Origin of the sequence: Eubacterium sp. 3_1_31, from assembly GCF_964249515.1 — a bacterium.
Taxonomy (GTDB): domain Bacteria; phylum Bacillota_I; class Bacilli_A; order Erysipelotrichales; family Erysipelotrichaceae; genus Longicatena; species Longicatena caecimuris.
The window spans coordinates 1-26,331 of record NZ_CAXUBY010000032.1; the positions used below are offsets into that span (position 1 = coordinate 1).

Here is a 26,331-nt window from a genome sequence, read left to right on the forward strand (position 1 = left end):
GCTCTTGGGTTCGTCGATAACTACGCCCCGAGGGATTTTCACCCTAGATATGTGGCATGCCCGCCACACATGAAAAAGAAATTCCGGTGGGAATTTCTTCTATGAGGAAATCGGCTCTTCAATTTCCAGCTTTATTTTTACGATATCATAAGCGGAAGGGCTCATGTGATGCATTAATAATTCAATGCGGGCAAGCTCTTCATTTAGAAATAAAAGGGGAATTTCATCCATGCGCAGATGGTGAGAGCTGTGAATGCCGGTATGTGTATCTACGCCTGCAAAAAAACGATGGGTGCGTTTACTGCGAATTGCATACATAATAAAAACCTCCTGTTTAGATTATTGACAAGAGGTAACTGCTTTATACGGTAGTTATACTATATGTATAGGAAATTTAGAATTGTATTTTTGAGTGGAGCACTTTGCCTAAGATTTGAATACGTCCATTGCGAAGATCTTCTCCATGAAATAAACGAGGTTCATAAGTAGGATTGCTGGCGACTAATAGTAAAGAGTCTTCTTTTTTGATGATCTTTTTAATCGTAACTTCTTGTCGATCGACTAAAACAACAGCAATCTCTCCACTATTGACATCGCTACAGCTTTTCACATAAACCAAATCTCCATCATAAATGCGCGATCCGTTCATGGAATCCCCTTGTACTTTTAAATAATAATCACCTTGTCTGGCTTCTTTGCGTGTCACCTCTTCATAACCAAGTAGATTTTCTTGTGCAAATAAATCATAACCGGCTTTCACATATCCCAAAATAGGTTTTATCTGGTTGTTTAGGCATGCCTCTACATTAATGCCAAATAATTCCGAGAGTTTTTCCAGTTTCGCCTGAGGTATGTTTTTTGATTCTCCGGATTCCCACCGTTTAACAGTGGATTTTGCTACACCGACATAATCTCCTATAGCTTCCAGACTCAGATGCTCACTAGCACGATAATAACGAATCAGTTCACTTAATGTCATAGCGTGCACCTCACTTTACTTTAGTTTACCATAACTTTTCATTTGTGACAAGTTTTTGGAACACTTGATATAATAATGAGAGGAAAAGTTATCCAATGTTCCAAATTTTATTGAAAAGTGGAACAAAAGAGGTATAATAAATGCGAAAGGCGGGATAATATGCAGGAACGTGTGATTTTACACAGCGATATCAACCATTGTTATGCGCAAATTGAGGAAATGCGACATCCGGAGCTGCGAAAGATACCGATGGCGGTCGGTGGTCATGAAGAGGCTCGCCATGGCATAATTTTAGCAAAGAATGATATGGCAAAAGCTTATCATATTAAAACAGGTGAATCTTTACGTGAGGCTTATGCAAAATGTCCGCAGTTGAAAATCATACATCCGGATTATGAAGCTTATATGTATTATACGGAGCAGGTAAAGGACATTTATCGGGAATACACGGATAAAGTGGAATCTTTTGGTTTAGATGAAGCATGGATTGATTTGACACAATCGATTTCTTTATTTGGCAGCGGAAAAGCGATTGCGCAAGAGATTCAGAAGCGAGTATGGCAGGAAATAGGATTAAGTGTTTCCATCGGAGTCAGTTATAATAAGATTTTTGCGAAACTTGGTTCCGATATGCAAAAGCCAATGGGGCTTGTGGAAATTCGCAAGGATAATTATCAGACACTGGTTTGGCCATTGCCGGTAGAAGATTTATTTTATGTGGGCAGAGCTACCAAAAAGAAACTGCGTTATTATGGTATTGATACGATTGGTGATTTGGCTAATTTATCAAAGGGATGGATGAAAGATCATTTTGGCAAGATGGGAGAGCTTATCTGGTGGTTTGCGAATGGCGAAGATATTTCCGAAGTGGCGTTGAGTGGAGCGAAAGAGCCGGTAAAATCCGTAGGGAATGCCATTACGGCTCCAAGAGATATCAATACCTTTGAGGAAGCGAAGATTATTTATTATGTTTTAGTTGAATCCGTAGCTTCAAGAATGCGTGACAGTGGATTGAGGGGAAATGTAATCAGCATTTCTTTGCGCAATAAAGAATTATCCTGGTTTTCAAGACAGCGTAAGATCATGCAAGCTACCAATATTGCGCAGGAAATCATGCCGGTCGTATTGCAGTTATTAAAAGAAAATTATACTTTTGAACAACCGTTGCGAACGATAGGAGTAAGTGTAAGTGGCATTGAGGATGATCAAGCACTTACACAATTAAATTTATTTACCAGTGAAGAAGAGCGACAGCGCCAGAAGCAATTAGAAATCAGTATTGATCAGATACGCAATCGTTTTGGTTTTGCGAAAGTGCGACGCTGTGTAACATTGCTGACACCGGATCTCTCAGAATTTAATCCTAAGGAAGAACATGTGATTCATCCGGTATCCTTCTTTTAAGTATGATGAAACTGTATAAGCGCTATGTGGATGTATTGACTTTACATGATCGCTATGGCAATCTGATACCCAAGGTCATGATATGGGACAATGGCATGGAATATCCAATTGATCGGGTATTGGAAATCCGCAAGTCAGCATCACAGGTAGGAGGATGTGGCATCTTATATCGCTGTCGTATAGCAGGGGTTGAACGTAATTTATTTCTAGAGAGAACTCGCTGGTTTATTGAAAGTGCAAAACCTTGATTGACGAGGATAAAAATTATCTTTATAATAAAAAAGAAAGGCGGTGAGCAGAATGCTGTATCGGGTATTCAAAAAGCATCGAAGAGCAGAGGGCTTCGCAGTGAAAACAGTGTTGTGCGAAGCCGTTGTCTTAAAAATAGATAGTATCGGTCAATAAACAAAGTTCTTTGTTTTTTTCGTCATATAAAAATAATATGCTGTTTCACATGATAAAGACTTACGCGAATTTTTTTAACAAGGCGAAGTCTTTTCTTTATGTTTTGTATCTTATAAAAAGGGAGTATGATTATGCAATTATGGAAACAGAATAGTATTAAATTTTTAAGTGCCCAAACAATTTCATTATTTGGATCCAGTATCGTTCAATTTGCAATCATCTGGCAAATTACTCTGCAAAGCAAATCCGGTGTTATGATGAGTGTTGCTACGATTTGTGGTTATGTTCCGCAAATGTTGATATCCATGTTTGCAGGGGTGTTAGCAGATCGTTTTTCGCGGCGTAATTTGATTATGTGGAGCGATGGTATAATTGCGTTTTCCACATGGATCGTCGCTATGGCTTTTTTAACAGGCTATCAGGAAATGTGGATGCTGTATGTTGTTTTACTTATCCGCTCTGCAGGAAGTGGTATCCAAATGCCGGCTGTAAATGCTTTATTGCCACAGCTAGTGCCACAGGAGCATTTACTGCAGATAAATAGTATATATAGTGTTATTAATTCGCTGATGATGTTTTTATCTCCTATCATCAGTGGGCTGCTGTTAACACTTATGCCATTAGAAATAGCTTTTTTCCTTGATGTGATAACTGCCCTCATTGGCAATGGCATTATGCTGTTGGTAAGGGTGGATTCACAAAAGCTAAACGCAAACAAGAAAAAGACGATGCAGATGATGAAAGAAGGATGGCAGTATATAAGACATCATGACATGCTGTCTAAGCTGCTGCTCTTTATCTTCTTTGTTATGGTATTTATATCACCTGCTGCTTTTATGACACCGTTATTGGTTGCACGTAATTTTCATGGAACCGTATATGCTCTTTCTATCAGCGAAATGCTGTTTGCCTTAGGTGCTGTTGTTGGCGGTGTCTTGATGAGCATCTGGGGACATCGCCAAAGGCATATTACAATGCTGCTATACTCAACTTTTGTTTATGGTGCATTCATGTTGGTATTAGGAATGGCCGTTAATTTTGCAGTGTATTTAGGTGCTAATTTTCTGATAGGCATATGTATGCCTTGTTTTCAAACGTCTTATCAAACGTATCTGCAAGAGCATGTAGAATCTTTCTTACAAGGTAGGGTATTTGGTGCCGTACAGATCATAAATGCCTGTGCGTTGCCTTTAGGCACTGTAGTGTTTGGACCTTTGGCAGATTATATCGCATTGAAATGGATATTTTGTGTCTGTGCTCTGACGGTTATGCTTTGTGTCATTTTTTTTGTTAGCTATATACATAGAATCAGCGATAAGCATCCACGCTACTAGCGACTGAGGTGAGAATATGAAAAAGCAGAAAGCAAAACCAGCCACAAATAAAAAACCGGCCAAAAAGGATGCCGGTAATAATCAGTGGACCAATGCCAATCTAAAGTATTATCCTGATGAAAGGGAACCTAAAAACGGTCCTTCGGGAGAATAACATTGTCCACAGGTTATGATAAGTCAGACTTTGGTCTGGCTTTCTTTTATGTTTTTAGTTAAACATTTCGCAATGAACATGACGATAATTCTCTGATTTATCGAAAGCATAATTAATGTTGCTATTTCAGCATTTTGATCAAGCTTGGCAGAGTGCATAAAAACGTGTTTTGAAATTCTATTATCTTTCAAGTGCTCATTATAATTTTTCGGGAAATCATCAACGTTCTTTTTGCATAGCGGTAATGATTGCCATTTTATATATTTCATCTATGCTGGCAGAACGGGATAAGTCATTCATTGGCAAACGAACGCCTTGCAAAATAGGTCCTAATGCCTCATAGCCTCCTAAATTAGCAACAAGCTTATATCCGATATTGCCGGAATTCAAATCAGGAAAGATCAGTACATTGGCTTCTCCTTTGATGGGGCTGTTAGGTGCCTTTAGCTCTGCCACTTGAGGGTTTAATGCACAATCTACCTGTAACTCACCATCGACAATATAATCCAAGGGCATATGAGAAAGACGTATGGCGGTTTCACGTACCAGGTCAACATCAATACCACTGCCACTTCCTTTACTAGAATAGGATAGGAGTGCCACTTTTGGCGTTAAGCCGAAAGCTTTTGCACTTTCAGCACTTTGCAATGTGATTTCCACCAATTGATCAACATTGGGATTGCGATTCATGGAACAATCTGCAAAAATTAGGCGCTGTTCTTTTTTTAGCATTAGAAAACAACTGGACATAAAACTACAACCGGGCTTCGTTTTTACCAATTGCATAATGGGACGTAAGGTATCTGCAGTAGAATTGGTAGAACCGCCAAGTAAGCCATCGGCATACCCCATTTCTACATACATTGTACAAAAATACGTATCCTTTTGTATCCATTCCTCTGCCATTTTGCGATCTGCTTTTCCTTTGCGCAGTTCCAGCATTCGCAATAGCATCTGTTCTTTATCGGCAAACGCATCCGGATCAAGGATTTCCAGTTTACGGATATCTAAATGTTCTTTACTCGCTACTTCTTTAATGCGATCCCGTTTTCCATAAACAATCGGGTGTAGCACGTTTTTATCAATTAATTTTTGGGCGGCATGTAAAACGCGTGGATCGGTTCCTTCCGTGAAGAGGATTCTTGTCTTTGCCTCAAGTTTTTGCATGATGACACCAGCTTTCTTATCTTCTGCCTTAATCATAACAGAAATTTATGAAAAAGGTATTGCCAAAATAACCGCAATTTGATGATGTATGAAAAGGGATGTGTTGAGCATACTATGAACAAGGAGGCTGAATAAACATGAAAGCATTGAATTATATAGCTCTTTCTCTGGTAATTGTAGGAGCTGTTAACTGGGGTCTTATTGGATTTTTAGATTTTAATCTGGTAGATGCCTTGTTTGGAACAGGATCTGTATTATCCAGAATCATCTATGCAGTTGTAGGTGTATGTGGTTTATACGCCTTGAGCTTCTTTGCTCGCATAGATACACCGCATAGAGATTAAGGAGAAGCGTTTCTCCTTTTTTTATGCTATGTATTTTTTTTATATGGCGTTAGATCGTTTCGCCTAATCGCAATTCTTCATTTCTTGGAAAATGCCTTCAGCAATCAGTTTGGCAAGAGCTTTTCGTTTGTCGGGATGATTTAGAATTTGTTTATCTGTTGTTTGATCTAGATAACCGACTTCAATTAGGATGGAATTCATTAAGGTATTGCGTACTACATACAAACGATTACCATCAAATACACCATTATTGCGGATGTCTTTTTGTGTAGCTAGAGCAGCAGATACAGCGTTTGCTAAAGCAGTTCCTTTTTTGTTTGTATAGATTTCAAAGCCATGTGCCAGATGATTGTTCGAGGCGTTCGCGTGCAAGGAAACAAAGTATTTGCAGGAAGTATGATTGGCAAGTTGTACCCGACGCTTTAAATCGCTAAGTTCATTTTCACCTAAGGCTTCATCTTTATAGCGTGTCATATGAACTTTAATTCCTTTTTGCTCTAAGCATCGGCGCACTTCATGTGCCATTTCAAGATTAAAATCTTTCTCCATGAATCCACCATACACCGCACCGCTGTCCTGTCCGCCATGCCCTGCATCAAGGATGACTTCACACTTATCATAGGCAGGAGCTTTCTGTTGGAATAGCCGTGTGGCAATGAGCAAAGTTCCAACCGCTACAATCATGTATTTTAAAGTTTTCTTACGCATAATTTCATCTCCTTCGTTAAGTTAAAGTATAACGAAGAATACTTACGAAAAAGGTAACGCTTTCTTTCTAAAACCTTAATACTTTCTGAATAAATGAAGTACCATGCATATGACGGTGAAATAGGGGCTTAGCTATACGCTTACGAATATAGGATGGTTTTCTAAAAGTAAAACCGTAAGGATAACCTTACTGCATATAGAAAAAGGCTGTCGCTATGTGAAGGAAACCCAATTCTTTGAATAACCAAAGGAAAGGGTTCTTTTCACTTTAAAAACAGCCGTTTTTTATATGCTAATACTCTTATTTTTATTGGACACTGAATGCTAATTCATCATCTAGGGCATCAATCATATTTAAAGAGTTAAATTTCTCTATCAATTTCTCAACAGTTAAGGTTTTCTTTTCTTCACCTTTAATGTCTAATATGATATCTCCCTTATGGAACATTAATAAACGATCTCCATATGTGATGGCATGTTTTAGATTATGAGTGATCATAATCGTCGTCATCTTCTTTTCTTTTACGATTTTATCTGTCAGATGAATGATCAAATCACTTGTTTTGGGATCAAGTGCAGCCGTATGCTCATCCAATAGTAGTACTTCCGGTTTAATTAAGGTTGCCATTAATAAGGATAAAGCTTGGCGCTGCCCACCGGATAAAGCGCCTACTAAGACTTCCAGCTTATCTTCTAAGCCTAATTGCATATTTGTTAATTCTTCCTTAAATAAAGGGATTAAGGAACGATCAACACCTTTTGTTAAACCAAAGGCTTTCCCTTTATTATAAGCCATCGCCATATTTTGTAAGATGGTTAAAGAAGGTGCTGTTCCTTTTTGCGGGTCTTGAAAAACACGTCCGATATATTGGGAGCGTTTATGTTCGGGAACCTTGGAAATATCTTGCTTCTGAAAGCTGATTTTTCCACTGTCTTGCAGGATATTGCCACTAATGATATTAAAGAAAGTAGATTTACCACTGCCATTGGAACCGATGATCGTCACAAATTCTCCATCTTCAATTGCAACATTCAAATCTGTAAACAGAACGACCTCATTTGCACTTCCTTTGTTGAAGGTCTTTTTTATGTGTTCTAATTTTAACATATCGTCACCTCAATTTTTTATCGAGCGATGAAAGAATTTTGCCATCACTCCATTGCCAAGAATCAATACCAGGATGAAGATAATCGACATGATCAAACGCAGATACGTCGATGGAAATCCGGCATTTAAGGCAGCGGCAATGGCAAAACGATAAACGATGGCACCAAGCACAACGCTGGTGGTAAAGCCAATGAAGCGGGAGCGTTTAAATAAGGTGATTCCCATGATGACGCTGGCTAAGCCTAAGACAATCATGCCAGTACCCAGATCTGCGGTAAAGGAGCGCAGAAACTGTGAAATTAAAGCACCGGAAACGGCGGCATACCCATTGCTTAAGGCCAGTCCATTCATTTTGATCCAACCGATATCTTTTCCTAAGGTGGCAATCAATTGTGGATTATCTCCGGCTATTCTCATTAAGAATCCATATTTGGTTTGTAAGAACCAATCTATTAGCAGCTTCATAAGGAGGACCAGTACAAGGAGAATGATTACAGGCCAAAGTTTCATGATCCATTCTCCCATGGTGCCGCCCACCATATCCGCAATTGCATTTCCATAGGTAAATATCGTATCATAAGAGAATAAAGGAATCAAACTGGAATTACCTGCGACAATAAGGTTGATAGAGTATAAAGCAGTCATGACCAGTATACCGCTTAATAAGGAGGATATGCGAAATTTCACATGGAGGATTCCGGTCGCATACCCAGCTAGTACCCCGGCAATGAAAGCAGCGATGAGGACAACAAAAGGATTCCATCCTTGGGTAATAAAGATTGCTCCTACTGCTGCGCCTAAGGGAAAGCTTCCTTCTACCGTCAAATCCGCATAATCCAATACTTGATAGGTCAGTAACACACCGATGGCCAATATGCCATAGGCAAGGCCTTGTGCCACTACATCTAGTAAGAAATCCATATCATCACCTTATTCTTCAATGAAGGTCGCACGTTTTGCCAAATCATCAGGAATGTTGATTTGGAGTTTTTCGGCAACTTTTTTATTAATCATCAGTTTGGTTTCTTTCGCTGTTTCAACAGGGATAGCAGATGTTTTTTTTCCATTTACCAAAATATCATAAGCCATAGCACCAGCCTGTTCTCCTAGTTTTTCATAGCTGATGGAATCACTAGCCAAAAGACCTGATTTCATTTGTCCATCTTCTGCCGCAAATACTGGAATTTTGGCATTTGTTGCCTTATCCGTAATGGTTGCGGTGGCAGCTACGACAGAGTTATCTGTAATGTTATAAATGCAGTCACAGCTACTTGCCAGCTGTTGTGCCGCTGTTGTAATTTCAGAAGCTTGAGAAATACCTTTCTTTACTACGGTAAAGCCGTAATCAGGTGCCATTTTTTCAACTTGTTCTACCTGTAACTTACCATTTGGCTCACCAATATTATAGATCATACCAATTTTTTTAGCTTTTGGTAAGAAGGTGCGAATGAGTTTAACTTGTGTTTCTAAAGGTGCTGCATCTGATACACCAGTAATATTCGCTCCCGGTTCTTCATTGCTTTTTACCAGCTTGGCATCTACGGCATCCGTTACCGCATTAAAAACTACCGGTGTGTCTTTGCCTACGGTTGCATTCGCCGCAGCTAATGCAGAAGGTGTCGCAATGGCATAAATCAAATCGACATCATCAGAGACGAATTGTTTTGTGATAATATCGTTTGTGGCTGTATCACCTAGGGCATTCTTTTCAACGAATTCAACTTCAATGCCTTTACCCTTGAGATATTTCGTAAAACCTTCTTTGGCACTATCCAAAGCCGGGTGTGTCATGTGTTGAACGATACCTATTTTGTACGTTTTGGCGGTTTCTGGTTTTGCTTCCTCGTTTTTTGTGCCACATCCACTGATGAGCAGACAGACAGCGAGAATTCCCATTAATTTTTTCATTGTTTCTCCTCTTTTCTTTTCCATATTATAGTTATGATGATACCTTCTTTTGTATGTAAAATCAACATTTTCATGAAAATATTTGCAAATAAATGCATTGCGCTTACATTTATTATTATAAAATGTAAAAATATTCAGTAATATCTGAATCTTCAAAGACAGATAGCCAACTCTGTGCTATACTAATACACAAACAGAAAGTAGGTGTTGCAGCATGCTGCATATTTATCATGGGGATGGTAAAGGAAAAACAACAGCCGCTTTGGGCTTGGTGATGCGCGAGCTGGGTCATGCACAAAAAGTGCTTGTTGTACAGTTTCTTAAGGATGGCAAGAGTGGGGAAATATCCTTTCTCAAACAGCAGCCACTTGTGACCTGCTTGTATTCTCCTATGCCAAAATTGTTTTACTATCAGATGGGGCAGGAAATGCGCGTAACAACGGCCTTATCTCAGCATGCCTTGTTTGAAACGGCGGAACAAACAGCTGCACAATATGCTTGCATTCTTCTGGATGAAGCTTTGGATGCATTGCAGTTGGGGATTCTTCAGGAAATTGAAATGCTTGCCTTTCTGAACGCAAACAAAGCGCGTGAAATTATACTAACGGGGCGCAATCCATCAAAGAACATTCTCGCATGTGGGGATTATATAACCCAGATGAAGCTGGAGAAGCATCCCTATCAAAAACAGCAGGCACCACGTAAAGGTGTGGAATATTAAGGAGGATAGCAAAATGGCAATTGAACTTGTACGCGAATATTTAAAAACTTATGGAAGAGAACAGGATATCATTGAACTGGATACATCAAGTGCAACGGTGGAATTAGCAGCTGCTGCGTTAGGCACAGAACCTGCTCATATCGCAAAATCAATGTCTTTTATGGGGAGTGATGGAGCACTCATCGTGGTATGTGCAGGCGATACAAAGGTCGATAATCATAAGTTTAAGGAATGTTTTGGAGTAAAAGCTAAAATGTTGCGAGGAGAGGATGTGGAGAAATATACCAATCATGCGATTGGCGGTGTCTGTCCTTTTGCAATACCACAGGATACCAAGGTGTATTTAGATGTATCATTAAAACGTTTTGCGCATGTCTATCCAGCATGTGGCAGTGCTAATTCAGCCATTCGTTTAACCTGTGAAGAACTCGCTGAATTAATTGGAAACGCTACATGGGTTGATGTCTGTAAGATCATAGAAAGCTAAGAGTTGCATGCATATGTGACTTTTTTTTGCGAAACATAAAGTTTCTTCCGGTAGTATCAAAAGATTCATCATACTTTTAGCATTATATTTAGACACCACAAGTTCGATAGCTTTGATCATGGTGCTAACCAACAAACTAGGTTGTGGTTAGGTTTATCTATTTCATGCATAAGATGGGTGGTAAGATCTATGCGCAGATAAAAGATGATGACATGGCTTTTACCCTTGTCTTTTCATATTGATCAAATATAGAAAAAAGCAGTTATCTGCTTTTTTCTAACGAATTTGATTATAGTGTGTTTTCTATGTTTTCTTCAGCAACTTCTTCTGTGTTTGCGGTCTCTATCTTAGTTTCTTGCACAGCGGCTTTTGTAGTAACTTGAATCATAGAGTGATTTTTTAATTTCACAAGGCGTTCAAAATAGGCTGTTTTATTATGATGAAAGAGCATATGAATGCCTGTTTTTAGGGAAACCAAATAGAATGCGCATAGCAGCACAGCCAATGCCAATATGCAAATCTGATAGGTGGAAGGTATGGAAAAATAAATATCAAACAGCATCAATAACATTAATGGTATTGGCAATATAAATAGATACAGAGGAAAGAAATGTAGAAAATATTGATACCATTTTGGTCGTTCATCTTCCTCATTCACCAATTTTATCTTCACTAAGGCCTTACCGAAGGTCCAGCCTTTGGTAAAAATAGGCAAAATAAACAATAGTAGGGTAACAGAACACACAAGACAGCCATAAAAAACAAGGAGTGTTTGAAGGAAAGTTGTAATCGTAAAGTATTTTGTACATACATAATAAAGCAGAAAAGAAGCAATAAGGATAAATAGAACATCGCTGAAGAAGGCAACGACTCTACGCATTGAGGTAACCTGCTGTCCTTTTTGGAAGGCTTCTTCATCTAACTTTGAACGTGTTGGTAAGAAATGGACAAAGATAGGTGTTAAAACATAGCCACACATACCGCCAAAACTATTCGTGATAAGATCATCCACATCAAATAAACGATAAGGACGTGGATAAATACCAAATAGTGCACTTAGCTGCAGACATTCAAAGGATAAGGATAACATAAAACTGCCAAGCAGCGTTTTCTTCCAACTATATTGAAAATAGTAACGCAGATATACACCGAAAGGAACGGTTAATAAAACATTAAAGATGATTAAGTATAAGCTAGGCTCATTAAAGGCAGTTAAGTAAGTGGCGGGATCATTCCAGACGAGTGAGGTTGATGTTGTAAATTCCATTAAGGATTTAAAAGGAATCAGCTGCATGATTGGTTTGGTGTAATGCTGTACTTCTTCAATAGGTGGTAAAGGAAGGCTTACTAAGAAATACGCACAAAGTAGATAAAAGATAAAAGAATAGATAATCAAGACACGCAAAAAGAGGATACTGCCATAACGGCGGTATTGTACGATGATATAGGGAATCGTAAAAAGAGCTGCTAAAAAAGGAAAGATAAGCATTGCAGCAGTAATGGGAATCAGATATACAGACATAGACAAATACTCCTTCACTGTTTCGTATTATACCATAAGTTATCTTTTCATAGAAAAAAACAATAGGGCTTTAGGTATAAGCATGAAAGTATTCGACAATCTAACTATAGGAGTGTATCAGTAATCATTTGGCGGTAGAAAAAAAGTATGTTATAATGAGACGGCTGTGCGAAACACACCCAATCGTGCGATAAATGAACACACTTTTTTTATGGCCGTAAAGGGTATGGGATGCAAAAGCAAAAAGAAGGAGTGAACACATTGACAATACAAATGGTACTGGCAAATGTAAATGAATTTTTATATAGCAATATCTTACTTGCGTTATTGATTGGTACAGGAATATATTTCACGATACGGACACGGTTCGTGCAATTTCGCTTGTTGAAAGAAGGCATTTCTTTATTGATGGAAAAAGCACATACAGAGGATGGGGTATCTTCCTTTCAGGCCTTGATGATTTCAACAGCATCGCGTGTCGGTACCGGCAATATCGCTGGTGTGGCTACCGCGTTAGCAGCTGGAGGCGCAGGCTCTATCTTTTGGATGTGGGTAACGGCTTTGATAGGTGGGGCGAGTGCTTTTGTGGAATCGACCTTAGCACAGGTATATAAGGAACAAGATGGTGAACAGTATCGCGGCGGTCCGGCTTATTACATAGCGAAAGCTTTAGGCAAGCGCTGGCTGGGAGTTGTTTTTTCTTTACTGTTAATTGCCTGTTTCATTTTCGGATTTAATCCTTTACAGGCATATAATGTGAGCAGTGCCGTATCGTATTATTTTGAAGATCAAGAACTAGTAGCCGTCGTGATTGGTCTTATTTTGGCTATCGCTACAGCAGCGGTTATTTTTGGCGGTGTTCATCGTATCGGTATCATCTCTTCTACAGTAGTGCCGATTATGGCGTTGTTGTATATCATATTGGGACTTTATATCACCTTGGCAAATGTGCAGAAATTACCTGCCATTTTTGGCATGATCATGGAACAGGCCTTTGATCTGAAAGCTATCATGGGTGGTTTTGCCGGTTCTTGTGTGATGTATGGTATCAAAAGAGGATTATTTTCTAATGAGGCAGGAATGGGATCAGCACCAAATGCCGGCGCGAGTGCAGATGTATCACATCCGGTGAAGCAAGGTCTAGTGCAGACAATTTCGGTTTTTATTGATACGATTCTTATATGTACGACAACCGCATTTATGCTGTTGAATTATGGTAGTGATGCTAATTTGACCGGAATGCCTTATGTACAGCAGGCGATATCTGCTGAAGTCGGACAGGCAGGAATCCACTTTATCACCATTTCGATTTTCTTATTCGCTTTCTCTTCTCTAATTGGGAATTACTGCTATGCAGAAAGCAATTTGAAATTCATTTTGGATACAAAGCGTTCTTTATGTATCTTTCGAATATTGGCGATTGTTGTGATCTTCTTTGGAGCACAGGCTAGTTTCTCGACCATATGGGATCTAGCAGATGTGCTTATGGGCTTTATGGCAATCGTAAATATCATTGCCATCCTATTGCTGGGCAAGATTGCAATTACCTGTTTAAAAGATTATAGCGCACAGAAAAAACAGGGGAAAGATCCTGTTTTTGATCCTGAGCGTTTGGGCATCGCAAATGCGGATTGTTGGAAAGCTATTGTAAAAGATTATAAAGAAGACACATCGATGGATGATAAATGATTTCTATCGTTTTATGCATTATCAAAAAAGCGTAACAGGAATTAACATGTTCCTGTTTTTTTTATGCTTTTCTTTTTACAATGAAAAGAAGAGGGCTTCTTATTTGACGGATAGGGAAAAGCGGTTTATCCTATAAGTGTAATATAAAAAGTTACAATTGGAGGTGAGAGAATGCCAAGTGAGTTTATCATTGCTGTTCATGCAATGGCTTATCTGAGAAAGCATCCGCGTTTGATATCTAGTGAAGAGCTGGCCGAAAATATTTGTGTGAATCCGGTCAGGGTCAGAAAAGTGATGGCCAAGCTGAAAGCCTATGGTCTTATTGATACCAAGCAAGGATTAAGCGGAGGGTATTCTTTTTCTATTCAAAATGAAACAGTGACCTTAAGCCAAATCTATGATGCTTTACAGATGCGTATTTTTCACAGTAACTGGCGCAGTGGGAATGCGCATTTAAAATGTATCGTATCGAGTGGTATGGCACAGGTTATGGATGATCTATATGAAACAATGGAAGCTACCTGCTATGGGAAGTTAAAAGCCATATCCATTTGTGATGTCGTAAAGGAACTGGAACAGTTGTATGCGTTAAAGGAGAATACCAATGAAAGAAGATAAAGCAAAGCTCTTTGTAAAGAAGAGTGAATGTTCTGTAAAGACATGTGCACACTTCTTAAAAGAAGTGTTAAAGAAGAGAAAGATACCTATATTTGCTGTTTACGACCATGGGGAAAACGCAAAAACAGTTGGTATGGAAATGCCCGAAACGATTGTTATTGTATTTGGTAATCCCAGCATAGGGACAAAGCTTATGCTGGAGAATGCAGCCATAGCATTAGAATTGCCTTTAAAAATTGCGATTTGGGAAGAAGATCAGCATACCTACGTCGCAACGAATCGTCTGTTGCCCTTGGCCGAGCGTTATGGCATATGTGAAGTTGAAATTCTTCAACAAATGGAAGAATTGGTTGAAGAACTTGTATGGTTAACTGCCATGCAAAAGAGAAGTTTATGTTAAAAGAAGGAACGACTATTTATTTTTATGTACAAGGTTATCTGATGCAGGGGAAAGCCGTACATATCCAAGGTGATGAACAAGCATATACCTTTCATATCGAAGGCTATGGGGCATGCGCAGGGCCACATGTCCTACACTCTTCACAGTTGCATCACACCTTGTTCTTAAGTGAAGAAGAAGCAAAATTGTATCAAAACATAGAAGCTGCCTATTTAGAGAATACGTTTTAATTTATGATTCACAATTTACGCATTAACATCCAAATAACAATAAGATCTAATATGATCCAGGAGGAAAGCAATATGAGTTTCATTACAATCACCAACGAGAACGTTAACGAAGTTAAGGAACGTGAAACAGTAGTTGTCGAATTTTGGGCACCATGGTGTGGCTATTGCAAACGCTTAGCACCTGTTTTAAAACAAGTGGCTAAAGAACATGCAGAAGCATTTGATATTTTACAAATCAATATTGATGAATTTGAAACATTGGCAGAAGCCTATGGCATTGAAACCATACCGACACTTGCTCTCTTACATCATGGAAAGGCGCAAGATGCTTTGATAGCTCCACAATCAAAACATGAAGTACTGGCCTTTTTGAAAGAACATAAGCTAATTGCTTAAGAAAGGAAAGCAATATGAAACTTTATGATGTTATCATTATCGGCGGTGGTCCTGCCGGTTATAGTGCTGCTCTATATGCTGCTCGAAATGCCCGAAGCGTTTTAGTTATTGAAAAATTATCAGCCGGAGGGCAGATGGCTACTACAGGCATTGTGGAAAATTATCCTGGTTTTACCGATGGTATTGATGGCTTTGAACTGGCGGAAAAGATGCAGGAAGGTGCCGAAAAGTTTGGGGCGGAAACAGTTTATGATACCGTGATTCAGGTTGAATTGAAAAACAATCCAAAAATCATTCACGGAGAAGAAGCTGACTACTATGGGAAAACAGTTGTGATTGCTACCGGTGCTCATCCAAGAGAATTAGGATTGGCAAAAGAAGCACAACTGCGTGGAAAAGGAATTGCTTATTGTGCAACTTGTGATGGGATGCTTTATAAAGGGAAAGATGTACTCGTTGTCGGTGGTGGCAACTCCGCCATTGCAGATGCTCTGTTTTTATCCAAAATCTGTCATCGTGTAACCTTGATTCATCGCCGTCATGAGTTAAGAGCATCGCGGATTTATGAGAAACAGTTGGCAAACAGTAAGATTGCTTTCCTATGGGATAGTCGAGTCGTTGATATTATCGCTGATAAAAAAGTCACCGGAGCGAAAATTGAAAATTTACTTACACATGAGATACAAGAGCTTTCCTGCGATGGTATCTTTGTGGCAATCGGACGTGTCCCGGATGCACAGCTATTCAAAGCACAGCTGACTTTTGATAACAATGGATATATCCTTGCAGATGAATCCACACGAACCAATGTGGAAGGTGTCTTTGCCATCGGTGATGTACGTAGCAAGGCTCTTCGACAGATTATCACTGCAGCCAGTGATGGCGCAACCTGTTCCAAATATATTGAAGATTATTTAAATGAACAAGAACATGCTGTTTAAAAACTTAAGGAAGAAACGATACTTCTAAAAGTCCTAGACAAACAGGTGAAACCACCTGATGACACAAAAAACAAGAGAGCATTCTTACAGAAGAAATCCATTAGGACAACGTATAGATCTGTATTTTATGGATTATCTGCTCTGACAATGCCTCTTTCTTAACGAAGGAGAGAAAAGGTATGATTGAAAGCTTATGGGAATTTTACCGAACCCGCTACGATTTTATTGTTCCATTGATTATTGAACATTTGCAGATTGCCGTTATTGCTATCATCGCCGCAACGATGATTGGTGTATCTCTTGGCATTTTTATTCATGAAAAGAAACGTTTATCCCCCATTGTTTTGGGACTTGTCAGCTTTCTTTATACAATTCCCTCAATTTCTATGTTGGGCTTTCTCATTCCCTTTAGTGGTATCGGCAATAAAAGTGCTATCATCGCTTTGACTATTTATGCTTTATTGCCGATTATACGCGCTACCTTTACCGGCTTGGAAAATGTAGATGCAGATATCATAGAAGCTGCCCGAGGAATGGGCAGTACACGAAAACAGATTCTATTTCAGATTAAACTGCCCTTAGCAATGCCGGTTATGTTATCGGGTTTTAAAAATATGACCGTTATGACAATTGCCTTGGCCGGTATTGCATCCTTTATCGGAGCTGGAGGACTCGGTGTTGCGATTTATCGTGGAATTACTACGAACAATATGACGATGACGATTGCCGGTAGTCTGGCGGTTGCTCTACTAGCCTTTCTTTGTGATATTTTGATCGGCTGTATGGAACGCTTTTTGCGCAATCGCCGGCATACACAAAAAACGAAGCATCGTGTTATGCTAAGTATTTTGGCTGTTTTCATCGCGCTTAGCGCTGGCCTCTTTTATACACCACATAAAAAAGAAGTGCTTCATCTGGCAACGAAACCGATGAGCGAAGAATTTATTATCGGGGAAATGCTGAAACAGCTTATTGAAGATCGTACTGGAATTTCTGTAGTAATCACAAAAGGTGTCGGCGGCGGTACTAGCAACATCCATCCGGCAATGGTCAAAGGAGATTTTGACTTGTATCCGGAATATACAGGAACCTCATGGAGCTTTGTCTTAAAAGAAAAAGAACTGCCGGATGATGCTACCTTATTCAAAGAACTCAATCAGCAATATCAAAAAAACTATCATATGGAATGGGTAGGTTTATATGGCTTCAATAATACGTATGGAATCGCAGTAACTAAAAAATTGGCAGATACGTACCATTTAAAAACGTATTCTGATTTGGCGGCTGTCTCACATAAACTCTCTTTTGGCGGGGAATATGATTTCTATGAGCGTGAGGATGGCTATGATGCATTAACGATGGCTTATGGATTTCACTTTAAAAAGACGAGGGATCTTGATATCGGCTTAAAATATGATGCCTTAGAAAATGGCGAGACGGATGCCATTATTGCCTTTACGACAGATGGGCGTTTAAGTAGTCCTAATATCGTATTGCTACAGGATGATAAACATTTTTTCCAAACTTATTATGCAGGAACAATCATTCGTCAGGATACCTTAAAAAAATATCCTGAATTACGCCAAGTGCTGATGCTGATGAATAATCTGATCAGTGAAAAAGAAATGGCCGCAATGAATCATGAAGTAGAAACCCAGAAAAAGAATGAGGCGGATGTTGCACGCGCCTTTCTCATAAAAAAAGGTCTGTTGGAGGTGAAGAACCATGAGTGAAATCATTTGTAACCATGTGAAAAAAGCCTATGGAGAGACAATCGTATTGCATGATGTTTCCTTTACGATACAACCTCATGAACGCATCAGTATCATCGGTGGCAGTGGCAGTGGTAAAACAACATTACTTAAGCTGTTAAACGCTCTTATTCTGCCGGATGAAGGCAGTATTCAAATCGATGGCATTGATATCAGTACCATGGATGCCAACCTCTTACGTCAAAGTATCGGTTATGTCATTCAAAGCATTGGCCTATTTCCGCATATGACGATTTATGACAATATTACTTATGTATTACGTTTAAAGAAATGGGATGCCATACGCATGCAGCAGCGTGTGGAAGAATTACTGCATATAGTTGATTTGGATGCTACTTTATTAACACGTTATCCTGATGAATTAAGTGGTGGACAGAAACAGCGTGTTGGCATTGCTAGAGCATTAGCGGCAGATCCTAAGGTTGTTTTGATGGATGAAGCTTTTGGCGCCGTAGATGAAATAACCCGACATACCTTGCAAGAAGAGTTGTTAAGAATACATGCTGTCGATCCTTTCACTCTGGTATTTGTGACGCATGATATCAAAGAAGCTTTATATTTAGGAGAGCGCGTCATGGTGATGAAAGATGGATGTGTCGAACAATTCGATACCGCACAACACATTCGTCAGCATCCTAAAACAGCTTTTGTGAAACAATTATTATCTTATTTGTAAAGTATATTCTATGTGCAGGGGATGCTAATAATGTAGTGCTATGTAAGAAGATTCTTTTAGCTAGAACCTTCTTTTTTGTTTATAAAGGTGTATACACTTTATGAACATAGATGAGACAAACCCCTTTCCTACGGATATCGACAAAAAATCGATTATTGGGTTAATGCAATATACGTTTCATAAATGGTATTCCAAGTTACTTGTCCGACAAGACCATCTTGTGCTAATCCAAATTCTCTTTGGAAAGCTCGCACGGATCGCTCCAATCCGGCCCCAAAACGACTATCGATATCAACAGGGGGGATATTGGTATAAGTTTGGGCAATGACAGATAAGAAATACTGTAGTTGCTGCACCTCAATACCGACATCTCCCCGCCGCAATACGCGGCCTGTCCATAAACCGGTAAAATAACCCTGTGGTCTGCCAAGACTGCCTAATTCAGCTAATTTTCTTACAGCCACATAAATACGAGATATCTGATTCCATGTTGTCTGACCGACAATACCATCTACACTCAAATTGAATTGTTGTTGGAAAGTTCTGACAGCGCGTTCTGTTACTTCTCCAAAGATACCATCCGGTGGATAGATAAGGGGAATATTTGGATAATTGACAGCGATGCCATTCAACAGTTCCTGTATGATGAAGACATTTTGTCCTTGAGAGCCTCTTCTTAGCGCATAACCGGGATAGGAGGGTGTGATATATTGTACATTATCCGTTTCGCGAAATTGCATCGTATCGCCATAGTAATAACGAATAATGCGCGTAGAATCAAAGCCGCGATTTGCTAAATCAAGTGTACCCCATTGTTTCATGCCAGGGCATTGAGCAATCTTACCATCACAATATTCTGCATAATAAGGTTCACGGAAATATGGCTTTTGCAGGAATTGACCAATAACTTCATCAACAACAGCTGCGACACTGTCATAAATATTACGTCCTTTCACAAAAGCCTGATCATAAGCTGTTGAATTGGTGATATCAAAGGGATAGCCACGACCACGATACCATTCTGTATATACACGATTCAACACCAGTGACATCTGTGCCCAGATGTTAGCTCGCAAGGCCTCATATGGCCAGGTCGGATAGATTTCTGAGGATGCGACATTTTTCAAATAATATACAAAATCTACCGTCAGATTTTCAGCTGCCGTATTCGGTCTGCCCAGATGTACTGTAATTGTTCTGGGTATGATGATTTCCTCAAGCATACGTTCTTCCTGTGCCAGTAAATAATTTATGTTCGCCTAAATCATTCTCATTACGCCCTGGCGTTTCTCCTTTCTTTTCTCTTAAAATCACGGTAAGCGTTGATCCAATATCCGCAAAGATCTGTACATTGTGCACGACTTCAGTATCATATTCCACATGACTTACTTCAACACTGTATGTGGAATAGGGACGTCTTGCTGTGGTACTTTGTTGGGATAAGGAAGGATGTGGCGCTTCTAACGCAATTTCTTTACATCGCCCCATTGCATCTGTTTTCTCACATACGACTTGTCGTACCATAAGATTACCATTAAAAATGGTGACAGTCGCATTGCTGACTGGCAGGGATTGTTCATTATAGACTTCTATACGTAAATATCCTTGTGGCAAATCAACCACCTCCATTACAACGTATGCAAATAGGGATACACATCGTGGTCATTTATCCATGAAACCCATAGATTCCTCAAAAGAACACAAGTTTTTTCATGAAGTTTCCAAAGAATATGGACGAATTTTCACATTTACGCTATACTGAAGATGCAAGAGCTCTCCTTTCTTATGTGTGTAAAAAATAAAAAAATTGAGATCTCTTGCATTTTTTTATGACTTTTTTGCATTTGCCCTTATAAAAGCAAAGAATTCTATCTTAATATTTCCTATCATAAAAAGTAACTTATAAAATAGGCAAATTTAGAAAAGGATTGGTTTTTTATTAACTGTCTTTATCTTTATATCTATGTATTTCCTTATAATGGGTGTTGACAGTTACTTTTTACATATGATTCCTAAAAAATATTATTTACGCAATAATCTAATTTGCTGTTATGAAATTCAGCACCGTTTACGTAGCATCTTCCGTATCTAAATGCACACATGCGTTAAGTAAAAAAAGTAATATCTTACAAGAAAATGTATAATTCTTATGGTATACTATAACCGCAAAACTATATTCAGAAGATTTGGAAAGGAGAACCTATGAACGACGCAAAATTAGAAAAACAAAAAGCAAAGCTTGTAGAAGCCAAATTGATGGATGAACAGGATACCTTAATTGATTTTTTACAAGCAAGATGTGGAACGCTTAATTGGCAAAATGGGCAAATGGAAACAAGGATGGGCATATTTTACAGAAGAACGCTTGATTATTGTGACAGGACTATTAAATGCTGATATCGTAATTCCGTATAAAAATATTAAAGAATTGGAAAAATGCTCACAGGGCTTTATGCCAATCGGTATTTCCATTACTCATGAAGATATGGAAACCGGAAAGATAACGACCGATAAAATTTCCATGATGAAACGTGATAAATGGATGAGTTTTATTACTGAAAAAGCAGGACTGTAATAGTACAAAAAAAGGGAATCTGAAAGAAACTCCAAAGTTTGGATATCCAAATGAAATGGGGCAATTTCAATCTTCCCTTTTTTAATTTTCTTTCCATAACTGCATTTGCAGTTCCATATAGCGTTGTTTGCCAATAGGCAGCTTCGTACCATTACTTAAAGTTGCACAATAGCGATGTATCTGTTTAATATAGTGGCGATTTACTAAATAACTGCGATGAATTCGTAAGAATAGAGGATGATCAAATTCACGTAAGGTCATCCTTGTCACAAAGGATTCCTCTGCTGTATAAATGGTACATAACTTATTATTCGATACAATATAAAGAATTTCCATTGGAGACAAGAAATGTAGTTGATGATGCATGTCCTTGATGCGAATCTTATTCATAGGGTTCTCTAATCGTATGGTATCTTCGTGTGCGCTGGTACCGTTTTTATAAAAATACAGCTTCTTTTTTTGCTCATTGTTGGAAGCCGGCGTGTTTACATGACATGCCTGTGCGTGGATGAGATGCAATTTTTGTTGCTTGTTTAATTGCCAGATAAAAGTAAAATGAATGATAGTTGAAATCACTTTGGTTGTCGGCAATGTTGCGGTCGCGCAAAATCTTCCATACACGACCCATGTTTTTTCTTCTTGTGTCAACAGGGTGTATTCTTCATGAGATATATGCAGCTGTCCGCTAACTTCAACGTTTTTTAATACATGGATAAAGGCTTCTTTACCACTGATATATTGGTTCGTATAATCACCAATCCAGACAAAATCATCATCTAATAAATATTGAAACATGATGATATCGCGATTCATCAATGCATGAACAAAGTCTTTTGAATGATTTAAAACATCCTGATAGGTGAAATGCTGATTCATCATAGCATCTTTACCTCCCATATAATCTTTATTTATTATACCGCTATTTTTATTTTTATGTGAATTTTTAGCAATACTTTTCTTTTAAAAGGTTAAAAAAACGAATAAGGTGTGGAAAATTATTAATTTTACTGGAACAGCTCTTTTTCTAGCCTTGACCTCATACACTGTATTGGTGAGAGAATGAAAAAAAGAAAAATGTTTTTGGGACTAGGTCTGATATTGACCTTACTGATCACATCGGTATTTCATACACATCTTGTAAATGTAGAAGCAGAAAAAGATAGGAAAGTATTAGATGGCGTGGTCGTTGTCTTGGATGCCGGTCATGGGGGCAAGGATGATGGGGCACGCTGTGAAAATGAAAAAGAACAAGATATCAATTTAAGTATCGTAAAAAAACTTCAAAAACAGTTACAAACAAAAGGCGCAGAAGTTATTTTAACAAGAGATGGAAAATATGACTTGGCTAGTGCTAACGCGAGTAATCGCAAACGGGAAGACATGAAGAAACGTATGGAGATCATCAATGCAGATAAGGTCGATGTTTTTTTAAGTGTGCATCTGAATTCCTATCCAAATAACAGTGTACACGGAGCACAGGCATTCTATCAAAAAGGGAATGCTGTCTCTGAAACCTTTGCTAAGCTCATCCAAAAGCATTTTAAAGTATTAACGCAAACAAAGATGAGCGCTAAACCAGGAGATTATTATTTGTTAAACAATGCGAAAAAAATCGGTTCTTTAGTTGAATGTGGCTTCCTATCAAATCCAGAAGATCGCAGCAATTTAAAAAGTCCTTCTTATCAAGAAAAAGTAGCACAATGTTTATGCAATAGTATCGTAGAATATTTCGATTTTTTATTGTAGTTCACTATTATAAGCATGGTGTAAAGTGGAAAAAATCTTTGGTATTACAGCGACATGAGAATATTTAACTAACATAGCATTAGTTATAAGACAGGATTGCAAACAAAAACTTAAAGGTAGGAATGATATAAATGAGAAAACTTAACTATTAGCATGTGTCGCTTCTAAATAGAATAATACTTTTATAAATAATAAATGGGATGAACCCAATTATTCCAGCCAATGTGTAAAATGGAAATGTAATAAATCCTATAAAAATTTTAGGAGCAATCGGGGTTAACCATTTTTTTGCAATACTATTATAAAAAATACCCCCAATAGCTATCCCTGCTAAAAGACAACCAAAATTGATAATACTCTTCGTTAGTCCTATAGGCTCTGAAGAAGACATATTATGACTGGCTAAAAGTGCCATAAACGTAGGATCTTTATATTGATTTATTTGATAGATTGCGAAGAAATAACCAATTATACAACCAACAATCAAAAAGACACAAATAAATAAGATTTGTTTTAATTCTTTTTTCATATTCATCTTCCTTTAAAATACCATTGTTTTTGTGCTCATTATATCACGTTTTTTTATGCATAATTCTTTTTCCTTTTGAAAAGTTACTTATCAATTCATGCATTTTAAGCGTGCGAAAGCATTGCTTATGCAACAAGTACAGAACAAACTATCATTCTGATAAGTTTAGGACATTGAAGCAAAAAAATAGGAATGCGTATATGTAAAATCAATGCGCATGCCTATCGATATTGTTCATTTGATATATAATAAAAAGAAACGGCTGTTTTGATAATAATTTCAAAACAGCCGTATCTATTAAGCGCTTTTTGATTTACTTTTCAGCAACCCTTTTTTCTCTACATAGTCATAGATAAATAAAGCAATCGCTATTATTAGCAATAGGAAGATTGCCATAAAATCCCAAACATCAAAGAGAGGCGTTTCTGTTGTTTTAAAAAGTAAAACATTGATAATAACCACTAATGGTATAGCTAATAATGTAATTGTTCCAAGAGCAATTAATTTTCTTGTTTTGCCGATACGATAAATGACCGCAAGCATTATCCACAAAAACACAAGAATAATCAATGATATCGCTGTTCCAAGTGGGAACAACTCTTTCACCTTTAAAATTCGGCTAAGCAAATATAGGTACGGTATGATTGAAACGCTAAGTGATATTAAGCTCTTTACGATACCCTTTTTGCCAAACATAATGCTTGGAAAAGATATAACCCATACAAACACAATAGAAGTCATGGAAATAAGGGACCATGATAGATTACCGGTTATGGTAATATCACAAATAACACATACCATCATTCCAATCAAAAGTGTTATTGTAAATAGTGTTGAAATAACGACATTCTTTGCTATGTTGTTTTCGTCCTTTCTTTTTAAAGCAATTAAATTTTCATCTGCTTTTCTTTCTAAACTATCCATAGTAACTTTTTCTCCACTCAATAACTCATTTACTGTAATTCCAAGTAATTTGCAGAGTTCTAACATAATAGATGAATCTGGCATACTTTTACCGGTTTCCCACTTGGACACAGCTCTGTCTGTAATGCTTAGTCTTTCTGCGAGTTGCGCTTGTGTTAATTTTTTCTCTTTGCGGCATCTCGCAATAAACTTACCTGTTTTTATTTGATCCATTGAGCGTTCTCCTTTCACCATTACAATACACGTGTTTTCTATTTTATAACACGAACTATTGGTTGAGTATGCTAAATTCAACTGTTGGTTTGGTGATTATAATACATTTACTAATAAATTCATTGGACAATCTAGCAATTTTACTTATCTGTTTGATTTCCATCAGACATCAACAGTTTTTTTGCTGCTAGGACAAGACATATAGTTTCATTCCTTTTTATCTTTAAAACAAAGTCTAACAATATAATTATATGCGGGCAATCGATGAAAAGCAATAAACAGAACATATGTTAAATTTTAAGACTGTAATCTTTTCTTAAGGTTCTTACATGGAAATGATTTTAACAGAAAAAAGGCACTACTCTTGAACAGAAGAAAAGCAACTTTGGTAGGTTTGTTGCTGTTATGGAAAGTATGTGGGTAACATGGAATTCATGCTACGCATAATTTATAAAGAGCAGATGTCCAGACGTAAAATTATATGGTTAACGTTTTTCAGAAAGTGGATATTGTTTTAAACAGCGTTGAAGGACCCATTTCTATACAAAATTTAAAGACACTGAGAAACTGAAGAATATGGCATAACCTTAGTAGGGGATGATACCACCTAATACGGAGAACTCATCAAATATGTTGAAAGACTTCCATAAGATGTGGTATGCAAGACATGAGATATAAAAAATTATTCATGATGTGGAGAATTGCGGTTAGAAGATATACTTCTATGTAGTCAAAAACCCTTTAGTTATAGGCTTTTTTAACACTTTATAAAAAAAACAAAAAAATTTTATTTTTTTAAAAAAAGTTGTTGACACATTAGATATCCCATGGTATTATATATGGGCATTCGATGGAAACGGGCCTGTAGCTCAGGTGGTTAGAGCGCACCCCTGATAAGGGTGAGGTCGTTGGTTCAAGTCCATTCAGGCCCACCATCGAATTTAAATATACATGGGGTTTTAGCTCAGCTGGGAGAGCACCTGCCTTGCACGCAGGGGGTCATCGGTTCGATCCCGATAAGCTCCACCAATAAACACATTCGATTCCGAAGTATCGGGATCTTTTTTTTGCATTAATCTTAAAAGGTATAAACTTGGCAAGGCAGTTGCCAAACAAGAAGGTATGAATCATTTGCATAAAGAAATCTAATAAACACATTCGATTCCGAAGTATCGGGATCTTTCTTTTGCATCAATCTTAAAAGGTATAAACTTGGCAAGGCAGGTGCCAAATAAGAAGGTATGAATCGTTTGCATAAAGAAATCTAATAAACACATTCGATTCTGAAGTATCGGGATCTTTATTGCATCAATCTTAAAAGGTATAAACTTGGCAAGGCAGGTGCCAAATAAGAAGGTATGAATCGTTTGCATAAAGAAAT

General features: G+C 38.0%; 30 protein-coding genes and 2 tRNA genes. 19 read left to right on the forward strand and 13 right to left on the reverse strand.

What is annotated here, in order from left to right:
- Window positions 1–99: 99 nt before the first annotated feature.
- Window positions 100–318, reverse strand: a complete 219-nt coding sequence (locus ACESSZ_RS11840) for a hypothetical protein (RefSeq protein ID WP_008690001.1) — start codon at window positions 316–318, stop codon at window positions 100–102.
- Window positions 319–394: 76 nt separating this feature from the next.
- Entirely contained in the window at window positions 395–979 is a 585-nt protein-coding gene (locus tag ACESSZ_RS11845; RefSeq protein ID WP_008690000.1) for a LexA family protein, read from the reverse strand.
- Between the two features lie 159 nt (window positions 980–1,138).
- On the opposite strand from ACESSZ_RS11845, the gene dinB reads away from it, so the two are divergent.
- The 4 genes from dinB (at window position 1,139) to ACESSZ_RS11865 (ending at window position 4,276) form a co-directional block, all read left to right on the forward strand.
- Window positions 1,139–2,383, forward strand: coding sequence for a DNA polymerase IV (gene dinB / locus ACESSZ_RS11850; protein WP_008689999.1), 1,245 nt, complete (start codon window positions 1,139–1,141; stop codon window positions 2,381–2,383).
- 5 nt (window positions 2,384–2,388) lie between these two features.
- A complete protein-coding gene (locus ACESSZ_RS11855; protein ID WP_226897123.1) occupies window positions 2,389–2,631 on the forward strand; it encodes a hypothetical protein in 243 nt (80 codons plus the stop codon).
- 288 nt (window positions 2,632–2,919) lie between these two features.
- Window positions 2,920–4,122: an MFS transporter gene (locus tag ACESSZ_RS11860; RefSeq protein ID WP_008689996.1), complete on the forward strand. Its 1,203-nt coding sequence runs from the start codon at window positions 2,920–2,922 to the stop codon at window positions 4,120–4,122.
- A gap of 16 nt (window positions 4,123–4,138) precedes the next feature.
- Entirely contained in the window at window positions 4,139–4,276 is a 138-nt protein-coding gene (locus ACESSZ_RS11865) for a hypothetical protein (protein WP_008689993.1), read from the forward strand.
- A gap of 219 nt (window positions 4,277–4,495) precedes the next feature.
- Here ACESSZ_RS11865 and pta read toward each other — a convergent pair whose 3' ends face one another.
- Window positions 4,496–5,443 carry a phosphate acetyltransferase gene (gene pta, locus ACESSZ_RS11870; protein WP_017144547.1) on the reverse strand — a complete coding sequence of 316 codons (948 nt, stop codon included), beginning with the start codon at window positions 5,441–5,443 and terminating at the stop codon, window positions 4,496–4,498.
- 137 nt (window positions 5,444–5,580) lie between these two features.
- On the opposite strand from pta, the gene ACESSZ_RS11875 reads away from it, so the two are divergent.
- Complete coding sequence (locus ACESSZ_RS11875) at window positions 5,581–5,787, forward strand: DUF378 domain-containing protein (protein WP_008689990.1); 207 nt, start codon at window positions 5,581–5,583, stop codon at window positions 5,785–5,787.
- 63 nt (window positions 5,788–5,850) lie between these two features.
- Here the strand turns inward: ACESSZ_RS11875 and ACESSZ_RS11880 are convergent, their stop codons facing one another.
- The 4 genes from ACESSZ_RS11880 to ACESSZ_RS11895 all read right to left on the reverse strand — a co-directional run bounded on the left by ACESSZ_RS11880 (window position 5,851) and on the right by ACESSZ_RS11895 (window position 9,511).
- Window positions 5,851–6,495: an N-acetylmuramoyl-L-alanine amidase gene (locus tag ACESSZ_RS11880; protein ID WP_008689987.1), complete on the reverse strand. Its 645-nt coding sequence runs from the start codon at window positions 6,493–6,495 to the stop codon at window positions 5,851–5,853.
- 307 nt (window positions 6,496–6,802) lie between these two features.
- Window positions 6,803–7,603, reverse strand: a complete 801-nt coding sequence (locus tag ACESSZ_RS11885) for an ABC transporter ATP-binding protein (RefSeq protein WP_008689986.1) — start codon at window positions 7,601–7,603, stop codon at window positions 6,803–6,805.
- Window positions 7,604–7,612: 9 nt separating this feature from the next.
- Window positions 7,613–8,524 (reverse strand): ABC transporter permease, encoded by a 912-nt coding sequence (locus tag ACESSZ_RS11890; protein WP_008689984.1) that lies wholly within the window; start codon window positions 8,522–8,524, stop codon window positions 7,613–7,615.
- Window positions 8,525–8,533: 9 nt separating this feature from the next.
- Entirely contained in the window at window positions 8,534–9,511 is a 978-nt protein-coding gene (locus ACESSZ_RS11895; protein ID WP_331866743.1) for an ABC transporter substrate-binding protein, read from the reverse strand.
- A 214-nt stretch (window positions 9,512–9,725) separates the two neighbouring features.
- On the opposite strand from ACESSZ_RS11895, the gene ACESSZ_RS11900 reads away from it, so the two are divergent.
- Window positions 9,726–10,232: a cob(I)yrinic acid a,c-diamide adenosyltransferase gene (locus tag ACESSZ_RS11900; RefSeq protein ID WP_008689982.1), complete on the forward strand. Its 507-nt coding sequence runs from the start codon at window positions 9,726–9,728 to the stop codon at window positions 10,230–10,232.
- A 13-nt stretch (window positions 10,233–10,245) separates the two neighbouring features.
- Window positions 10,246–10,719, forward strand: coding sequence for a YbaK/EbsC family protein (locus tag ACESSZ_RS11905; RefSeq protein WP_008689981.1), 474 nt, complete (start codon window positions 10,246–10,248; stop codon window positions 10,717–10,719).
- Window positions 10,720–11,008: 289 nt separating this feature from the next.
- Here ACESSZ_RS11905 and ACESSZ_RS11910 read toward each other — a convergent pair whose 3' ends face one another.
- A complete protein-coding gene (locus ACESSZ_RS11910; RefSeq protein WP_008689980.1) occupies window positions 11,009–12,241 on the reverse strand; it encodes a VanZ family protein in 1,233 nt (410 codons plus the stop codon).
- Between the two features lie 231 nt (window positions 12,242–12,472).
- On the opposite strand from ACESSZ_RS11910, the gene ACESSZ_RS11915 reads away from it, so the two are divergent.
- The 8 genes from ACESSZ_RS11915 (at window position 12,473) to ACESSZ_RS11950 (ending at window position 18,963) form a co-directional block, all read left to right on the forward strand.
- Window positions 12,473–13,930 carry an alanine/glycine:cation symporter family protein gene (locus ACESSZ_RS11915; protein WP_008689979.1) on the forward strand — a complete coding sequence of 486 codons (1,458 nt, stop codon included), beginning with the start codon at window positions 12,473–12,475 and terminating at the stop codon, window positions 13,928–13,930.
- Window positions 13,931–14,101: 171 nt separating this feature from the next.
- Window positions 14,102–14,548, forward strand: coding sequence for an RrF2 family transcriptional regulator (locus tag ACESSZ_RS11920; RefSeq protein WP_499842815.1), 447 nt, complete (start codon window positions 14,102–14,104; stop codon window positions 14,546–14,548).
- Entirely contained in the window at window positions 14,535–14,948 is a 414-nt protein-coding gene (locus tag ACESSZ_RS11925; RefSeq protein WP_008689977.1) for a DUF302 domain-containing protein, read from the forward strand. The genes ACESSZ_RS11920 and ACESSZ_RS11925 overlap by 14 nt, the downstream gene beginning before the upstream one ends.
- Window positions 14,942–15,178, forward strand: a complete 237-nt coding sequence (locus tag ACESSZ_RS11930; protein WP_008689975.1) for a hypothetical protein — start codon at window positions 14,942–14,944, stop codon at window positions 15,176–15,178. Before ACESSZ_RS11925 ends, ACESSZ_RS11930 begins: the two co-directional genes overlap by 7 nt.
- A 72-nt stretch (window positions 15,179–15,250) precedes the next feature.
- Window positions 15,251–15,574 (forward strand): thioredoxin family protein, encoded by a 324-nt coding sequence (locus ACESSZ_RS11935; RefSeq protein ID WP_008689973.1) that lies wholly within the window; start codon window positions 15,251–15,253, stop codon window positions 15,572–15,574.
- Window positions 15,575–15,588: 14 nt separating this feature from the next.
- Window positions 15,589–16,515 (forward strand): thioredoxin-disulfide reductase, encoded by a 927-nt coding sequence (gene trxB / locus ACESSZ_RS11940; protein WP_008689972.1) that lies wholly within the window; start codon window positions 15,589–15,591, stop codon window positions 16,513–16,515.
- Window positions 16,516–16,694: 179 nt separating this feature from the next.
- Complete coding sequence (locus ACESSZ_RS11945; protein ID WP_008689971.1) at window positions 16,695–18,248, forward strand: ABC transporter permease/substrate-binding protein; 1,554 nt, start codon at window positions 16,695–16,697, stop codon at window positions 18,246–18,248.
- Window positions 18,241–18,963 carry an ATP-binding cassette domain-containing protein gene (locus tag ACESSZ_RS11950; protein WP_008689970.1) on the forward strand — a complete coding sequence of 241 codons (723 nt, stop codon included), beginning with the start codon at window positions 18,241–18,243 and terminating at the stop codon, window positions 18,961–18,963. Before ACESSZ_RS11945 ends, ACESSZ_RS11950 begins: the two co-directional genes overlap by 8 nt.
- Before the next feature lie 152 nt (window positions 18,964–19,115).
- On the opposite strand, the gene ACESSZ_RS11955 is transcribed toward ACESSZ_RS11950, so the two are convergent.
- Both ACESSZ_RS11955 and ACESSZ_RS11960 read right to left on the reverse strand, forming a co-directional pair.
- Window positions 19,116–20,186, reverse strand: a complete 1,071-nt coding sequence (locus tag ACESSZ_RS11955) for a peptidoglycan-binding protein (RefSeq protein ID WP_008689969.1) — start codon at window positions 20,184–20,186, stop codon at window positions 19,116–19,118.
- On the reverse strand, window positions 20,179–20,577 hold the full coding sequence (locus ACESSZ_RS11960) for a carboxypeptidase regulatory-like domain-containing protein (RefSeq protein ID WP_008689968.1): 399 nt from the start codon (window positions 20,575–20,577) through the stop codon (window positions 20,179–20,181). Before ACESSZ_RS11960 ends, ACESSZ_RS11955 begins: the two co-directional genes overlap by 8 nt.
- A gap of 664 nt (window positions 20,578–21,241) precedes the next feature.
- Between ACESSZ_RS11960 and ACESSZ_RS11965 the strand changes: the two genes are divergently transcribed.
- Entirely contained in the window at window positions 21,242–21,538 is a 297-nt protein-coding gene (locus ACESSZ_RS11965; RefSeq protein ID WP_499842816.1) for a hypothetical protein, read from the forward strand.
- A gap of 81 nt (window positions 21,539–21,619) precedes the next feature.
- On the opposite strand, the gene ACESSZ_RS11970 is transcribed toward ACESSZ_RS11965, so the two are convergent.
- On the reverse strand, window positions 21,620–22,417 hold the full coding sequence (locus tag ACESSZ_RS11970; RefSeq protein ID WP_008689966.1) for a LytR/AlgR family response regulator transcription factor: 798 nt from the start codon (window positions 22,415–22,417) through the stop codon (window positions 21,620–21,622).
- A 180-nt stretch (window positions 22,418–22,597) separates the two neighbouring features.
- On the opposite strand from ACESSZ_RS11970, the gene ACESSZ_RS11975 reads away from it, so the two are divergent.
- On the forward strand, window positions 22,598–23,284 hold the full coding sequence (locus ACESSZ_RS11975) for an N-acetylmuramoyl-L-alanine amidase (RefSeq protein ID WP_017144549.1): 687 nt from the start codon (window positions 22,598–22,600) through the stop codon (window positions 23,282–23,284).
- 148 nt (window positions 23,285–23,432) lie between these two features.
- On the opposite strand, the gene ACESSZ_RS11980 is transcribed toward ACESSZ_RS11975, so the two are convergent.
- Window positions 23,433–23,813 carry a hypothetical protein gene (locus tag ACESSZ_RS11980; protein WP_008689964.1) on the reverse strand — a complete coding sequence of 127 codons (381 nt, stop codon included), beginning with the start codon at window positions 23,811–23,813 and terminating at the stop codon, window positions 23,433–23,435.
- A 297-nt stretch (window positions 23,814–24,110) separates the two neighbouring features.
- On the reverse strand, window positions 24,111–24,950 hold the full coding sequence (locus ACESSZ_RS11985; RefSeq protein WP_008689963.1) for a helix-turn-helix domain-containing protein: 840 nt from the start codon (window positions 24,948–24,950) through the stop codon (window positions 24,111–24,113).
- Between the two features lie 858 nt (window positions 24,951–25,808).
- Here ACESSZ_RS11985 and ACESSZ_RS11990 point away from each other — a divergent pair.
- Window positions 25,809–25,885, forward strand: a tRNA-Ile gene (locus tag ACESSZ_RS11990).
- An 18-nt stretch (window positions 25,886–25,903) separates the two neighbouring features.
- Window positions 25,904–25,979: transfer RNA gene (locus ACESSZ_RS11995), tRNA-Ala, on the forward strand.
- Window positions 25,980–26,331 lie beyond the last annotated feature (352 nt).

Bases quoted from the DNA above. Each gene is read 5' to 3' on its own strand.
- ACESSZ_RS11840 (WP_008690001.1), bottom strand. From the start codon at position 318: ATGTATGCAATTCGCAGTAAACGCACCCATCGTTTTTTTGCAGGCGTA.
- ACESSZ_RS11845 (WP_008690000.1), bottom strand. From the start codon at position 979: ATGACATTAAGTGAACTGATTCGTTATTATCGTGCTAGTGAGCATCTG.
- dinB (WP_008689999.1), top strand. From the start codon at position 1,139: ATGCAGGAACGTGTGATTTTACACAGCGATATCAACCATTGTTATGCG.
- ACESSZ_RS11855 (WP_226897123.1), top strand. From the start codon at position 2,389: ATGAAACTGTATAAGCGCTATGTGGATGTATTGACTTTACATGATCGC.
- ACESSZ_RS11860 (WP_008689996.1), top strand. From the start codon at position 2,920: ATGCAATTATGGAAACAGAATAGTATTAAATTTTTAAGTGCCCAAACA.
- ACESSZ_RS11865 (WP_008689993.1), top strand. From the start codon at position 4,139: ATGAAAAAGCAGAAAGCAAAACCAGCCACAAATAAAAAACCGGCCAAA.
- pta (WP_017144547.1), bottom strand. From the start codon at position 5,443: ATGCAAAAACTTGAGGCAAAGACAAGAATCCTCTTCACGGAAGGAACC.
- ACESSZ_RS11875 (WP_008689990.1), top strand. From the start codon at position 5,581: ATGAAAGCATTGAATTATATAGCTCTTTCTCTGGTAATTGTAGGAGCT.
- ACESSZ_RS11880 (WP_008689987.1), bottom strand. From the start codon at position 6,495: ATGCGTAAGAAAACTTTAAAATACATGATTGTAGCGGTTGGAACTTTG.
- ACESSZ_RS11885 (WP_008689986.1), bottom strand. From the start codon at position 7,603: ATGTTAAAATTAGAACACATAAAAAAGACCTTCAACAAAGGAAGTGCA.
- ACESSZ_RS11890 (WP_008689984.1), bottom strand. From the start codon at position 8,524: ATGGATTTCTTACTAGATGTAGTGGCACAAGGCCTTGCCTATGGCATA.
- ACESSZ_RS11895 (WP_331866743.1), bottom strand. From the start codon at position 9,511: ATGAAAAAATTAATGGGAATTCTCGCTGTCTGTCTGCTCATCAGTGGA.
- ACESSZ_RS11900 (WP_008689982.1), top strand. From the start codon at position 9,726: ATGCTGCATATTTATCATGGGGATGGTAAAGGAAAAACAACAGCCGCT.
- ACESSZ_RS11905 (WP_008689981.1), top strand. From the start codon at position 10,246: ATGGCAATTGAACTTGTACGCGAATATTTAAAAACTTATGGAAGAGAA.
- ACESSZ_RS11910 (WP_008689980.1), bottom strand. From the start codon at position 12,241: ATGTCTGTATATCTGATTCCCATTACTGCTGCAATGCTTATCTTTCCT.
- ACESSZ_RS11915 (WP_008689979.1), top strand. From the start codon at position 12,473: ATGCAAAAGCAAAAAGAAGGAGTGAACACATTGACAATACAAATGGTA.
- ACESSZ_RS11920 (WP_499842815.1), top strand. From the start codon at position 14,102: ATGCCAAGTGAGTTTATCATTGCTGTTCATGCAATGGCTTATCTGAGA.
- ACESSZ_RS11925 (WP_008689977.1), top strand. From the start codon at position 14,535: ATGAAAGAAGATAAAGCAAAGCTCTTTGTAAAGAAGAGTGAATGTTCT.
- ACESSZ_RS11930 (WP_008689975.1), top strand. From the start codon at position 14,942: ATGTTAAAAGAAGGAACGACTATTTATTTTTATGTACAAGGTTATCTG.
- ACESSZ_RS11935 (WP_008689973.1), top strand. From the start codon at position 15,251: ATGAGTTTCATTACAATCACCAACGAGAACGTTAACGAAGTTAAGGAA.
- trxB (WP_008689972.1), top strand. From the start codon at position 15,589: ATGAAACTTTATGATGTTATCATTATCGGCGGTGGTCCTGCCGGTTAT.
- ACESSZ_RS11945 (WP_008689971.1), top strand. From the start codon at position 16,695: ATGATTGAAAGCTTATGGGAATTTTACCGAACCCGCTACGATTTTATT.
- ACESSZ_RS11950 (WP_008689970.1), top strand. From the start codon at position 18,241: ATGAGTGAAATCATTTGTAACCATGTGAAAAAAGCCTATGGAGAGACA.
- ACESSZ_RS11955 (WP_008689969.1), bottom strand. From the start codon at position 20,186: ATGCTTGAGGAAATCATCATACCCAGAACAATTACAGTACATCTGGGC.
- ACESSZ_RS11970 (WP_008689966.1), bottom strand. From the start codon at position 22,417: ATGATGAATCAGCATTTCACCTATCAGGATGTTTTAAATCATTCAAAA.
- ACESSZ_RS11975 (WP_017144549.1), top strand. From the start codon at position 22,598: ATGAAAAAAAGAAAAATGTTTTTGGGACTAGGTCTGATATTGACCTTA.
- ACESSZ_RS11980 (WP_008689964.1), bottom strand. From the start codon at position 23,813: ATGAAAAAAGAATTAAAACAAATCTTATTTATTTGTGTCTTTTTGATT.
- ACESSZ_RS11985 (WP_008689963.1), bottom strand. From the start codon at position 24,950: ATGGATCAAATAAAAACAGGTAAGTTTATTGCGAGATGCCGCAAAGAG.